Source organism: Micromonospora sp. WMMD1120 (genome assembly GCF_029626235.1).
Lineage (GTDB): Bacteria > Actinomycetota > Actinomycetes > Mycobacteriales > Micromonosporaceae > Micromonospora.
In genome coordinates this window covers 6,482,320-6,494,643 of the sequence record NZ_JARUBO010000005.1, presented here as the reverse complement: position 1 = coordinate 6,494,643, position 12,324 = coordinate 6,482,320, and the positions used below count along the sequence as shown (strand labels likewise).

General features: G+C 71.6%; 10 protein-coding genes. 7 read left to right on the top strand and 3 right to left on the bottom strand.

Features of this window, described 5'->3' with window-relative positions; all coding sequences use genetic code 11:
* Positions 1-40: 40 nt before the first annotated feature.
* Together O7634_RS29245 and O7634_RS29240 are read left to right on the top strand one after the other, a co-directional pair.
* Positions 41-751, top strand: a complete 711-nt coding sequence (locus O7634_RS29245; RefSeq protein ID WP_278153355.1) for a ThuA domain-containing protein — start codon at positions 41-43, stop codon at positions 749-751.
* Positions 721-1,818 carry a Gfo/Idh/MocA family oxidoreductase gene (locus tag O7634_RS29240; RefSeq protein WP_278153354.1) on the top strand — a complete coding sequence of 366 codons (1,098 nt, stop codon included), beginning with the start codon at positions 721-723 and terminating at the stop codon, positions 1,816-1,818. The genes O7634_RS29245 and O7634_RS29240 overlap by 31 nt, the downstream gene beginning before the upstream one ends.
* Before the next feature lie 91 nt (positions 1,819-1,909).
* Here O7634_RS29240 and O7634_RS29235 read toward each other — a convergent pair whose 3' ends face one another.
* Positions 1,910-4,777, bottom strand: a complete 2,868-nt coding sequence (locus O7634_RS29235; protein ID WP_278153353.1) for a ricin-type beta-trefoil lectin domain protein — start codon at positions 4,775-4,777, stop codon at positions 1,910-1,912.
* Between the two features lie 396 nt (positions 4,778-5,173).
* On the opposite strand from O7634_RS29235, the gene O7634_RS29230 reads away from it, so the two are divergent.
* Positions 5,174-5,932 carry an alpha/beta fold hydrolase gene (locus O7634_RS29230; protein WP_278153352.1) on the top strand — a complete coding sequence of 253 codons (759 nt, stop codon included), beginning with the start codon at positions 5,174-5,176 and terminating at the stop codon, positions 5,930-5,932.
* Positions 5,933-6,000: 68 nt separating this feature from the next.
* Positions 6,001-6,960, top strand: coding sequence for a TAXI family TRAP transporter solute-binding subunit (locus tag O7634_RS29225; protein ID WP_278153351.1), 960 nt, complete (start codon positions 6,001-6,003; stop codon positions 6,958-6,960).
* Between the two features lie 27 nt (positions 6,961-6,987).
* Here O7634_RS29225 and O7634_RS29220 read toward each other — a convergent pair whose 3' ends face one another.
* A complete protein-coding gene (locus O7634_RS29220) occupies positions 6,988-8,472 on the bottom strand; it encodes a HAMP domain-containing sensor histidine kinase (protein WP_278153350.1) in 1,485 nt (494 codons plus the stop codon).
* A 6-nt stretch (positions 8,473-8,478) separates the two neighbouring features.
* Entirely contained in the window at positions 8,479-9,162 is a 684-nt protein-coding gene (locus tag O7634_RS29215) for a response regulator transcription factor (RefSeq protein WP_278153349.1), read from the bottom strand.
* Positions 9,163-9,307: 145 nt separating this feature from the next.
* On the opposite strand from O7634_RS29215, the gene O7634_RS29210 reads away from it, so the two are divergent.
* From O7634_RS29210 to O7634_RS29200, 3 genes are read left to right on the top strand one after another with little or no spacing between them, the layout of a single operon-like run.
* Positions 9,308-10,327, top strand: coding sequence for a tripartite tricarboxylate transporter substrate-binding protein (locus O7634_RS29210; protein WP_278153348.1), 1,020 nt, complete (start codon positions 9,308-9,310; stop codon positions 10,325-10,327).
* Position 10,328: 1 nt separating this feature from the next.
* The gene (locus O7634_RS29205; protein WP_278153347.1) at positions 10,329-10,790 is read left to right on the top strand and encodes a tripartite tricarboxylate transporter TctB family protein; all 462 of its coding nucleotides are present in this window, start codon (positions 10,329-10,331) and stop codon (positions 10,788-10,790) included.
* 17 nt (positions 10,791-10,807) lie between these two features.
* Entirely contained in the window at positions 10,808-12,313 is a 1,506-nt protein-coding gene (locus tag O7634_RS29200) for a tripartite tricarboxylate transporter permease (RefSeq protein WP_278153346.1), read from the top strand.
* Positions 12,314-12,324 lie beyond the last annotated feature (11 nt).

Sequence of the window (12,324 nt, the reverse complement as noted above, 5' to 3'; positions counted from 1 at the left end):
CGGCCAGCCCGGTGGCGACGCACCGGGGAGGGGAGCGGGCGTGACGCAGCGCAGAGCACTTGTGGTCCGGGGCGGATGGGAGGGGCACCAGCCGGTCAAGGCGACGGAGCTGTTCATCCCCTTCCTCGAGCGCAACGACTACACGGTCCGGGTGGAGGAGTCGACGGAAATCTACGCCGACGCCGCCGAGATGGCCCGCACCGATCTCGTGGTGCAGTGCATGACGATGGCGCAGATCACCGCGGAGCAGGTGGCGGGTCTTCGGGCGGCGGTCGTCGCGGGAACGGGCTTCACCGGCTGGCACGGCGGCATCGTCGACGCGTTCCGCGCGTCCTCGGACTACCTGCAACTGGTGGGCGGACAGTTCGCCACGCACCCGGGCCGCGAGCCGTGCGAGCGCAGCGGTGGCGAGGAGGACAATTTCCTGCCGCACCGGGTGCGCTTCACCGACCTCGGCCGGGAGCACCCGATCACCGCGGGCATCGAGGACATCGACCTGGTGACCGAGCAGTACTGGGTGCTGCACGACGACCTGATCGACGTGCTGGCCGTCACCACCCACCCCACCCAGGCGTGGCATCCGTGGCACCGGCCCATCACCTCGCCGGCGATCTGGACCCGGCTGTGGGGCGCCGGGCGCGTCGTCGTCACGACCCCGGGCCACAGCCTCGACGTGCTGGAGCACCCGGGCATCCGTACCGTCATCGAGAGGGGCATGGTGTGGGCGACCCGCACGGCGTCGGCATCGTAGGTCTCGGGGTCATCTCCCGCGCGTACCTGGACACGCTCACCGACCATCCGGCGGTGCGCATCGTCGCGGTGGCCGACCTCGATCCCGCCCGGTCGGCCGCCGTCGCCGACACGACACCCGGCGTCGCGGCGGTGAGCGTCGAGGGCCTGCTCGACCGGCCGGACGTCGACACGGTCCTCAACCTCACGATTCCCGCGGCGCACGCCGAGGTCTCGCTGGCCGCGATCGACGCCGGCAAGAACGTGTACGTCGAGAAGCCGCTCGCCGCCACGTTCGCCGACGGTAGATCCATGGTGGACCGGGCCGCGTCGGCGGGCGTCCGCGTCGGGTGCGCGCCGGACACCGTGCTGGGCACGGGTACGCAGACCGCCCGTGCGGCGGTCGACAGGGGGCTGATCGGGCGTCCGCTGTCCGCGTCGGCCGTGATGGTCACCCCCGGGCACGAGCGCTGGCACCCGGACCCCGACTTCTACTACGCCCCCGGCGGCGGTCCGCTGCTGGACATGGGGCCGTACTACATCTCCGCGCTCATCCACCTGCTGGGGCCCGTCCGCGCGGTGCACGGGGCCGCCAGTCGCCTGCGCGCCGAACGCGTCATCGGCTCGGGTCCGCGCACCGGCGAGCCTGTCGCGGTGCGGGTCGACACCCACGTGACAGGTGTGCTGGAGCACGCCGACGGCGCGCTCTCCACCCTCACGACCAGCTTCGACGGTGTCGCGACGACGGCCGCGCCGATCGAGGTCCACGGGGAGGCCGGCACCCTCGCCGTACCCGACCCGAACTACTTCGACGGCGCGGTCCGCCTGTTTCCACTCGGTGGCGGGGACTGGCAGGTCCTCGACCCGCTGGCGGGTTACGCCGGGGCGTCCCGGGGCATCGGCCTGATCGACGCCGTCCGCGCCGACGGTCGTCCGCCGCGGGCCGGCGGTGACGTCGCGCTGCACGTGCTCGACGTGATGAGCACGCTGCTCCGCTCGGCCGGGGAGGGTCGACGGATCGAGGTGACGACGACGGCGGAGCGCCCCCCGCCCGTTCCGCTCACCCCGGCGGAGGACTGGCGGCAGTAGCAGGCGCCGGCGTCCTCCCGTTCGCGATCGCCCCGTCCGTGCCTCAACCAGCGCGGACGGGGCGCTGGTCTGCGCGGGCAACACCTGGCCGTCACGGCAGCGTCCAGTTCTGCGCGCCGGTGCCGTTGCAGTCGTAGATCTGCAACTGCCGTCCGTTCGTCGGCGTCGACGAGGGAATGTCCAGGCACCTGTTGGCCTGCGGGTTGCGCAGGCTGCCGTTGGCCCCGGACACCCACTGCTGTGCCCCGGTGCCGTTGCAGGTCCAGAGGTGGATCGGCGTGCCGTTGGTGGTGCCGCTCGACTTCACGTCCAGGCACCTGCCGAGGCTGCGGACGGTGCCGTCGCCGGGCAGCGTCCACTGTTGGTTCGTCGCGCCGGTGATGCAGTCCCACATCTGAACGCTCGTGCCGTCGGCGGTCCCGCCGCCGTTGACGTCGACGCACTTGTTCATGCCCCGGATCGGACCGGTGCGGACGCCGCCCGTCGGGGTGCTCACCCCCGCGCCGGTGAACGTGTAGCTGTCCAGGTCGAGCAGCGCGCCTCCGGTGCCGCCGGTGAAGACGACGTAGAGGTCGTGGGTGTTGTCGTCGGGCCTGGTGACCGATGCGCTGATCTCGGTGTAGTTGTCCCAGCCGCCGGTGTTGGGCACGGTGACCCGGGCGATCTCCGGACCGGTGGGGGAGTCGTACCGGAAGGAGGCGACGTTGCCGGCCTTGTCCGAGGAGACCCGGGCGCGGACTCCGGTGATGCCCTTCAGGCTCACCGCATGGTGCCGGACGTACTCCCCGTTCTGGATGTCGCCGAGCCGCCGGCCGCCCTCGGCGCCGCCGGCGTTGATGACCTGGGGGCCGTGCAGCGAGACGTAGTGTTCGGCCTGCCACTGCTTGGGCCAGAGGGTGACGTCCTTCTCGGCGGTGAGCGGCACGCTGCCGCTGGCGCCCCGGTCGGTGTAGCCGGCGCGGAGCAGGAAGAAGAGCACCGAGTCCGGTCCCGCGTGCACCGGTCCGGTGTTGACGGTGAAGCCGCAGCCGGTGCCCTGGCCCTCCTCGTGCGCGTGCTCCTGGTGGCCGAGGGCTGCCCGGATCGTCACGTTCGCGCAGGGGATGGCGCCGTCCTGGGCGTCGGTCGCGGTCGCGGTGGCCGTCAGGTTCTCGTCCCAGGAGAACAGGCCACCGTTGGGGATGCCGTTGAGCGAGACGGTGGGCCGGTTGTTGCCCACCACGACGGCGATCTGCGTCGTGCCGGACCGGCCCGTTCCGTCGGACACCGTGAGTCGGGCGCGCTTGTCGCCGTTGCTGGAATACGTGTGGGTGGGGTTCGCGGCGGTGGAGTCGGCGGTGCCGTTGCTGTCGAAGTCCCACGCGTACGACAGCGGGTCGCCGTCCGGGTCGGCGCTGCCGGCGCTGGAGAAGCTGACGGTCAGCGGGCTCAGGCCGTTGTCGGGGGTGGCCGACGCGACGGCGGTCGGGGACCGGCCACCCGCCACGTAGTTGATTTTGTAGAGCCCGGCGGCGGAGTCGCCGGAGAAGTATCCGTTGCCGTACTCCAGCAGGTAGAGCGAGCCGTCCGGGCCGAACTCCATGTCGATCGGGTGGACGAACGACATGCCGGCGAGCACCGGTTCGATGGGGCTCGGGTTTCCGGTGCGCGGGTTGCCGTTGTCGAACTGGACCTCCTTGATCCAGTTACGGCAGTACTCGGTGATGAGCAGCTTGTTGTTGTAGTACGACGGCCACTTCACCTCCGAGACCAGGTTGGGGTCGTAGTGGTAGACCTCGGCGTGGTTGGGCGAGCCGCAGCCGCCCGGGCTGTCCAGGGCGGGCCACTCCCGGCTGCCGCCGTGCTGCTCCCACACCAGCGCGCCGCGGGTCGGCGGCAGTTGCTGGAGTCCGGTGTTGCGGGGCGAGTTGTTCACCGGGCCGGTGCTGCCGCCGCACGGAAACCAGCCGCGTGGCGAGTTGGTGGCGAAGTCCCAGTCGTTGTAGGCGACGTTGGGGCCACCGCAGTACGGCCAGCCGTGGTTGCCCGGTGTGGTGGCCCGGTTCCACTCGTCGTACGCCGCCGGCCCCCGGTTGGCGATCGTCGCGCCCGCGTCCGGTCCGACCTCGCCCCAGTAGAGGGTGTTGCTGCTCTTGCGGTCCACCCAGATCCGGTACGGGTTGCGCACCCCCATCACGTAGACCTCCGGCCGGGTGCCGCTGGTGCCCGGCGCGAAGAGGTTGCCGGCCGGGATGGTGTACGTGCCGTTGTCCTCCGGGTGGACGCGGTTGATCTTCCCGCGCAGGTCGTTGGTGTTGCCCGAGGTCCGCTGCGCGTCGTACTGCGCGTCGCGGCTCGTCCGCTCGTCGATCGGCGCCATGCCGGCCGAGTCGCCGCCGGAGTTGGTGTTGTCACCGACGGCGAAGTAGAGGTTCTCGTCGCTGTCCCAGGTCATCGAGCCGGCCGAGTGGCAGCAGAGCCGGCGTTCGGTGGGCCACTCGATGAGCCGGGTCTCGCTGGCAGGGTCGAGCGCCAGGGTGCTCGGATCGAACGTGAAGCGGGAGATGCGGTTGACCAGTGGCGTGCCGGCCGGCGAGTAGAACAGGTACACCCAGCGGTTGGTCGCGAACCGTGGGTGGGCGGTGATGCCGATCAGGCCGTCCTCGAAACGGGCGTCCAGTTGCAGCGTCAGCGCGACAGTCGTGCTGCGGGTGGCCGGGTTGTAGAGGCGGACCTGGCCGCCGCCGGAACTGGTGCCCCGGTTGATGTAGAGCACCCTGCCGTCGGGCAGGACGGACAACTCGATCGGCTCTCCCATGGAGAGCCCGCCGTCGAGCTTGACCTTCTCGAACTGGCTGGTCGCGGGCGGCGCCGCCGCTGCCGGCGATGGCGCGGCGGTCACCCCCACCAGGATCGGCAGGAGGCTGGCGAGGATGGCCAGGACGACGGCCGCGGTGAGGCGCGGTCGTGGTGTGCGCATGGCGTACTCCCGGGGTCGGCTGGGCGGGACGGTCGGGCGGACGCGTACCGGTGGGCGCGCGTTCGCCAGGGGTGGTGGAAGCCGGGCCGCCGACGCCGGGCTCGATGGGACGAGTCAGAGGGTGGGGATGCCCCGGTCTGCCCACGTCCGCCGAAGACGAGAGCGATGTCGAGACGACCGGAAACGGCGTCGCCGGACCGGTGTGCGGCTGCCGGACGACCATCGATCCAGATCGTTGCTGTGCAGTTAACAGGGGACGTCGGCGACGGTCAATCCCTCGGTGACGGCACGGTCGGCTTTCCGCCCACGCGGTTCGGTTTCGCGCCGCCCGGTAGGAGACTTGAGACTTCGAACTGACGTTGCCGGGTTTCCCGGCCCTGGCGAACGCTGGAGCTCATGGATCAGACGTGGATCAGGGTCGTGCGCCAGCTTCCGGACGCCCCGGTCCGGTTGGTGTGCTTTCCGCACGCGGGTGGCTCCGCCAGCTACTACTTCCCGCTGGCCGGGCTCTTCGGCGACCGGATCGAGGTGCTCGCCGTGCAGTACCCGGGCCGCCACGACCGCCACCGCGAGCCCGGGATCACCGAGCTCGGCAGCCTCGCCGACAAGGTGGCCGACGTGCTGGCCGGCGCTGTCGAGGGTCCGTTCGCGTTCTTCGGCCACAGCATGGGGGCGATCCTCGCCTTCGAGGTGACCCGCAGGTTGGAGGAACGCGGCGCGCCGGTCCCCGAGGTGCTGTTCGCGTCCGGCCGGCGCGCGCCGTCGGTGGTTCGGGAGGAGAACGTGCACCGCCGCGGCGACGCGGAGGTGATCGCGGAGATGCGCCGGCTCGGCGGCACCGACGCGAGCCTGCTGGCCGACCCCGAGCTGCTCGACATGATCATGCCGGCGTTGCGGGCCGACTACACAGCGATCGAGACGTACCGGTGCGATCCCCCGAACGCGGCTGTCGGCGCGCCGATCGAGGTGCTGATCGGGGACGTGGACCCACGCGTCGCGGTGGAGGATGCCAAGGCCTGGGCGCTGCACACCACCGCCGCCTGCGCGATCCGCGTCTTCTCCGGCGGGCACTTCTATCTCGCCGAGCGGGCGGGGGAGGTGGCGGCGCACGTCGCCGGCCGCCTGGGTCTGCTGACCCGGCAGGGGCAGCGCTGACCGGGGACCCGGGCACACCGGGGAGACCGTTAGCGTGCGCTGGCGGTCGCTCTCCGTATCATCGTCCGATGACGCCGATCCCGCAGTTACGGGCCAGCCGGCGGGCGGTGCTCCTCGCCGCCGGCGGGCTGCTCGTCGGCTGCACCCGGAAACCCCAGGTCGACGAGGTCCACCTGCGACTCGCCACCGGCCCGGCGGGGGCGGTGTACCGGCGCATCGGCGGGGCGATCGCCGAGCACATCTCCGAGCACGTGCCGGGCGCCACGGTGACCACGGTGCCGAGCCGGGCGTCCACCGACAACATCCGGATGCTGCGCGCCGGTGAGGCGCAGCTCGGGCTGACCAGCCTCGACGTCCTGATCACGACCGACGGCAGCGCGCCCGAGGGGTTGTCGGCGATCTGTCGGCTCTACGACAGTCATCTGCACCTCGTGGTCATGGCCGACAGCGGGATCGTCGAGTTCGCGGACCTGGCGGGCAGGCGCGTGTCTCTCGGGGCGCACGACTCGGGCACCGAGTTCACGTCGGCACGGGTCCTCCAGCTCGCCCGGATGAAGGCCGACCGTCGGTTCCTCAGCCAGGCCGACTCGGCGACGTCGCTGCGCGACGGCGCCATCGACGCGATGTTCTCCCTGACCGGCGTCCCGACGCCGGCCATCACGGAGCTGGCGCTGCGGCACCTGGTGCGGATGATCCCGCTGGAGAAACAGGCGGATGCGCTCGGTCGTTTCTATCCCGGCCCGTACGCGCCGGCCACGATCCCGGCGACCGCCTACGCCAACGTGCCGGCCACCCGCACCGTGGCGGTGCCGAACGTGCTCCTGGTCCGCAACGACCTGCGAGACGATCTGGTCTACGCCATCACCGACACCATCTTCCGGCACACCGGCACGATCGCCTCGGGCAGCCGCGAGGACGGGGAGGCCGTCCCCGAGGCGTGGCAGATCAACGTGCGCACCGCGATCTCGACGGCGACGATCCCGCTGCACCCGGGTGCCGCCGCCTGGTTCCGCGACCGCAAACGCTGACCCGGCGGTGGTGGCCGTGCCGGACCCTCAGACCGGCGCTCGCGCCGGGGCGCCACGTGGGGACGTCGCGTCGGGGACGACCGGCAACGTGATCACCGCGGCGAACCCGTGCCCGGACCCGTCCGGGCGGGGCAGCCCCTCCTCCAGCCGGAGCTGGCCCCCGGCCCGCGCCACCAGGTCGGCGCAGATCGCCAGCCCCAGGCCGGTCCCGGAGACGTTCTGGTGCCGGGGGGAGCGCCAGAACCGTTGGAGCGCCTGGGCCCGCTCCGCGGCGTCGACCCCCTGCCCGTCGTCGCGAACCGTGAGCACGACGGTGCCGGCCGTCGCGGCGCCCTCCCCGGCGTCGCCAGCCTCCGCGCCACCGGGCGCGACCCGGGCGCGCACCTCCACGGTCTGCGCGTCCGACAGTCGCAGCGCGTTGCTGATCAACTCGTCCATGATGCTGCCCAGCCCGCCCGGCGGTTCCAGCAGCCGCAGCCCCGGTGGTACGTCGACGGTGAGCGTCTGCCCCGCCGAAGCCGTCAACGCCCGCCACCGGTCCACCCGCGTCGTCAGCACCTCGTCCAGATCCACCGGTGAGGCCGTGCGCATGCTCTCCAACCGCGCGCTGGCCTGAAGCGAGTTCAGCATCCGCTGCATCGCCTTCACCTCGTCGACGGCGACGTCGTACACCTGCCGCCCGCCGCTCTCCGGTCGCAGGTGCGCGTCGAGGCTCTCCACCGCCAGCCGGAGGCTCGTCAGCGGGTTGCGCAACTGGTGCGACGCGTCGGAGACGAAGGCCCGCTGCCGGTGCACGGCGTTCTCGACGGCGTCCATCATCATGTTGAACGACCCGGCCAGCCGCCGCAGCTCGGCCGGCCCGGCCTCGGCGTCCACGCGGATCGTCAGGTCACCCTGGGAGATCCGTGAGGTCGCCGCGTCCAGCTTCCGCACCGGTCGCAGCACCCAAGCCGAGACCGGCCAGGCGACGGCCACCAGCGCGACCAACGGCAGTAGCCCGAGCCCGGCCAGGCGGGCCCAGCGGACGAGGATGTGGTGTCGGGTGTCCGACAGGTCGGAGATCGTCACGACCGCGCCGACGACCTCGCTGTCCCGGCCGACCGGCTCGGCCACGACGAGGGCCGAGTCGTTCCAGGGCGCCCACTCGCCGGACGGCTCGGACCGCGCCCCGGCCAGCGCCGCCGTCACGATCCGCGGCAACGCCGGCTCGGCGCGAGCCGCCTCCTCGTAGGCCTCCGCCGGCCCGAGCAGCACGGTGCCGGACGTGTCGATGACCACGACCGGGATGTCGTACAGCTTGTGGTAGCGCGCCAGTTCCTGGTGCAGCGCCTCGGTCCGCCCGGTCGACAGCGCGGTGTCGGCCAGCGAGGCGAACCGGCCGACGTCACCGAGCCGGTCGACGTAGGTCTCCTGCATCTCCCGCTCGGCCACGGTGACGCTGAGCGGGACCCCGAGCGCCGTGACGAGCAGCACCGCGAGGGGTACGAGCACGGCGAGCAGGCGACGATTCACGACGCGTCAGCCGATCGGCTCCGGGCCGTCGGTCAGCAGCCGGTAGCCGACCCCGTGCATCGTGCGGATGAGCACGGCCGGCCCCACCTTGTGCCGCAGCGCGGAGATGTGCGTGTCCAGGGTGCGGCTCGCGGACTCCCAGGTCGCGCCCCAGATCTGGTCCAGGATGGCGTCGCGGCTCACCACGTTCGGCGCCCGGCGGGCCAGCAGCAGGAGCAGTTCGAACTCCTTGCGGGTCAGCGTCACGGGCGTGTCGTCGATGGTGACCTCGCGGGTGCCGACGACGATCCGCATCGGGCCCAGGACCAGCGGCCCGTCCGGCTGGCTCAGCGCACGAGCCGCCCGGGTCCGCCGCAGGACGGCGTCGATGCGGGCCAGCAGCTCCGGTATGCCGAACGGTTTGACGATGTAGTCGTCCGCGCCGGCCCGCAGGCCACGGACGCGCTCGTGCTCCTCCGACCGGGCGGTGACGGCGATGACCGCCGTCTCCGGGCAGTCCCGCAACTTGCGGACCACGTCGAGCCCGTCCCCGTCGGGCAGACCCAGGTCGACGAGGACCACGTCGGACGGAACCGCCCGCATCGCCTCCGCCGCGGTGGCGATCCGGCGGACCTCGAAACCCGCTTGGGTGAGGACGGTCATCAGGCCCCGCGCCACCCGGTCGTCGTCCTCGATGACGGTGATCCGCATAGCGGCGGATTGTACGCCCAGCATTGACGTGCTGCTATCCCTCTAGATCTTGCGATTTTCCTGACACCACTCAGGCCCGCGCCGACCGAAACTGGGGCGGCGCACTCGCCGGTGAATGCGCATCTGTCGACGAGGAGGCCTCGACGTGGGAACGACCAGCAGATACCGGCGCGCGACGCGGTTGACGGCGGCCATCGGCCTCGTCGCGCTCGTCGCCGCCTGTTCGGGCAACGGCGGCGCCACCGGCGGCGGGAGCGACGGCTACCCGGGCCGGAACATCACATTCATCGTGCCGTTCAGCGCGGGCGGTCCGACGGACACGGTCACCCGCATGATCGCCGATCCGATGGCCGCGCAGCTCGGCGGCAAGATCGTCGTACGCAACGTCGAGGGCGCGGGCGGCACCGTCGGCGCGGGCGAGGTCGCGCAGGCCAAAGCGGACGGCCTCACCGTGCTCATGCACCACATCGGCATGTCGACGGCGCCCGCCCTGTACGAGAAGCTCGGCTACGAGCCGCTGAAGGACTTCGAGACGGTCGGGCTCGTCACCGAGGTGCCGATGACGATCGTCGGCCGCAAGGACTTCGCGCCGGCGACGCTCACCGACCTGGTGGCCTACGTGAAGTCCAACGCGGGCAAGGTCACGTTGGCCAACGCCGGCATCGGCGCCGCGTCGCACCTGTGCGGCCTGCTGTTCCAGACCGCCACGGGCGTCAAGCTCCAGGAGGTCCCGTACCAGGGCACCGGACCCGCGCTGACCGACCTCGTCGGCGGCCAGGTCGACTTCATGTGCGACCAGACCACGAACACCAGCGGCCAGATCGCCGCGGGCAAGGTCAAGGCGTACGCGGTCACCACGCCGCAGCGGGTGAAGAACCTGCCCGACCTGCCCACCACGACCGAGGCCGGCCTGCCCCAGCTCCAGGTCAGCGTGTGGCACGGCCTCTACGTCCCGGCCGGTACGCCGCCGGAGGTCGTCCGGAAGCTCTCCGAGGCGCTGAAGGTGGCCCTGGCCGAGCCCCGGGTCATCGAACAGATGGCCAAGCTCGGCACCGCGCCGGTCGCCGCCGACGCCGCCACCCCGCAGGCGCACCGCGCCAAGCTCGAAGAGCAGCTCGGCACCTGGGCGAAGGTCATCGCCGACGCCGGAGTCAAGGCCTCCTGAGGTGGAGCGCCGCCGGTCCTTCCCGGACGTCCTGGCCGGGGGAGTCTTCGTTCTCATCGGTGGCGCGTTCGTGGTGGGGGCGCTCAGTTACGAGCTGGGCACCCCACTGCGGATGGGCCCCGGCGCCTTCCCGCTGCTGGTCGGCGCGGCGGTGGCCGCGCTGGGCCTGGCGATCATCGGCAAGGGGCTCGTCGCCGGTGAGGTCATCACCTTCGGGCCGATCCCGTGGCGGGCGGTCGCCGTCATCACGCTCGCGCTGCTGTTCTTCGGGCTCACCGTCGAGGGTCTCGGCTTCGTGCCGACGGCGGCGGTGACCGCCCTGCTCACCACCCTGGCCAGCGCGCGCGTACGGCTGCGCACCGCACTGGCCGTGGCCGCCGGGCTGACGGTGGCCAGCACGCTCATCTTCATCGTCGGACTTCAGCTGCGGATCCCGCTCTGGGGCCCCTGGCTCGGGCTCTGACGCGGCCGGATTGAGACATGGAACTCCTCGACAATCTCGCGCTCGGCTTCTCGACCGCGTTCCTGGTCCAGAACGTCCTCTACTGCTTCGTGGGTGTGCTGCTCGGGACGGCGGTCGGCGTGCTGCCCGGCATCGGGCCGACGGCGACGGTGGCGATGCTGTTGCCGATCACGTTCAGCTTCGAGCCGGTGACGGCGCTGATCATGCTGGCCGGCATCTACTACGGCGCGCAGTACGGCGGGTCGACGACCGCCATCCTGATCAACCTGCCCGGTGAGTCCTCGGCGGCGGTCACCGCGCTGGACGGCCACGAGATGGCCCGCAAGGGCCGGGCGGGCGCGGCGCTGGCCGTCGCCGCGATCGGGTCCTTCATCGCGGGCACCGTGGCGACCGTCGTGCTGGCCGTCGCGGCCCCACCGCTGGCCGACGTCGCGTTGAGGTTCGGCCCGGCCGACTATTTCTCGCTCGTGCTGTTCGGCCTGGTGGTCTCGATCGCGTTGGCCCGGGGGTCGGCGCTCAAGGCCCTGGCGATGATCGCGCTCGGCGTCCTGCTCGGCACCGTCGGCCAGGACATCTACACCGGCACGCCCCGCTTCGTGTTCGACCAGCGCGAGCTGTACGGCGGGATCGACTTCGTGTCGGTGGCCGTCGGCATGTTCGGGGTGGCCGAGATCCTGCGGAACCTGGAGAACGAGCACACCCGTTCGGCGATCGTCAGCAAGGTGACGAACCTCTGGCCGACCCGCGAGGAACGGCGTCGGTCCGTCGCTCCGATCCTGCGGGGAACCGGCATCGGCTCGGCGCTCGGCGTCCTGCCCGGCGGTGGTCACGTGCTGGCGTCGTTCACCTCGTACGCGGTGGAGAAGCGGGTCTCCAAGCGGCCGCAGGAGTTCGGGCACGGAGCGATCGAGGGCGTCGCGGGCCCCGAGTCGGCGAACAACGCCGCCGCGCAGACGTCGTTCATCCCGCTGCTCACGTTGGGTCTGCCCGCGCACCCGGTGATGGCGCTGATGGTCGGCGCGTTCATCGTGCAGGGCATCACGCCCGGCCCGAACGTGATCACCGACGAGCCGGCGCTGTTCTGGGGTCTCATCGCGTCGATGTGGATCGGCAACGTGCTGCTCCTGCTGCTGAATCTGCCGCTGATCGGCATGTGGGTGCGCATGCTGCGGATTCCGTACCAGGTGCTGTTCCCGATGATCATCCTGTTCGCGGCGATCGGCACCTACTCGCTGAGCCTCAACGCGTACGACGTCTACGCGATCGCGTTCTTCGGCATCCTGGGCTACGTCCTGATCAAGTGTGGCTGCGAGCCGGCGCCGCTGCTGCTCGGCTTCGTCCTCGGCCCGCTGCTGGAGGAGCACCTGCGGCGGGCGCTCATCATCTCCCGGGGAGACACGTCGGTCTTCCTGACCCGTCCCATCTCCGCGGTGTTCCTCGCCCTGGCGGTGGCCGCGCTCGTCGTCGCCGTCCTCCCGGCCATCAAGCGGCGTCGCGAGGTGGTGTTCGCCGAGGAGGAGTGACCGGTTGGCCG

What these genes read in the sequence shown, in the direction of transcription:
- O7634_RS29235 (WP_278153353.1), bottom strand. Translation starts at nt 4,777, where the DNA reads ATGCGCACACCACGACCGCGCCTCACCGCGGCCGTCGTCCTGGCCATC.
- O7634_RS29230 (WP_278153352.1), top strand. Translation starts at nt 5,174, where the DNA reads ATGGATCAGACGTGGATCAGGGTCGTGCGCCAGCTTCCGGACGCCCCG.
- O7634_RS29225 (WP_278153351.1), top strand. Translation starts at nt 6,001, where the DNA reads ATGACGCCGATCCCGCAGTTACGGGCCAGCCGGCGGGCGGTGCTCCTC.
- O7634_RS29215 (WP_278153349.1), bottom strand. Translation starts at nt 9,162, where the DNA reads ATGCGGATCACCGTCATCGAGGACGACGACCGGGTGGCGCGGGGCCTG.
- O7634_RS29200 (WP_278153346.1), top strand. Translation starts at nt 10,808, where the DNA reads ATGGAACTCCTCGACAATCTCGCGCTCGGCTTCTCGACCGCGTTCCTG.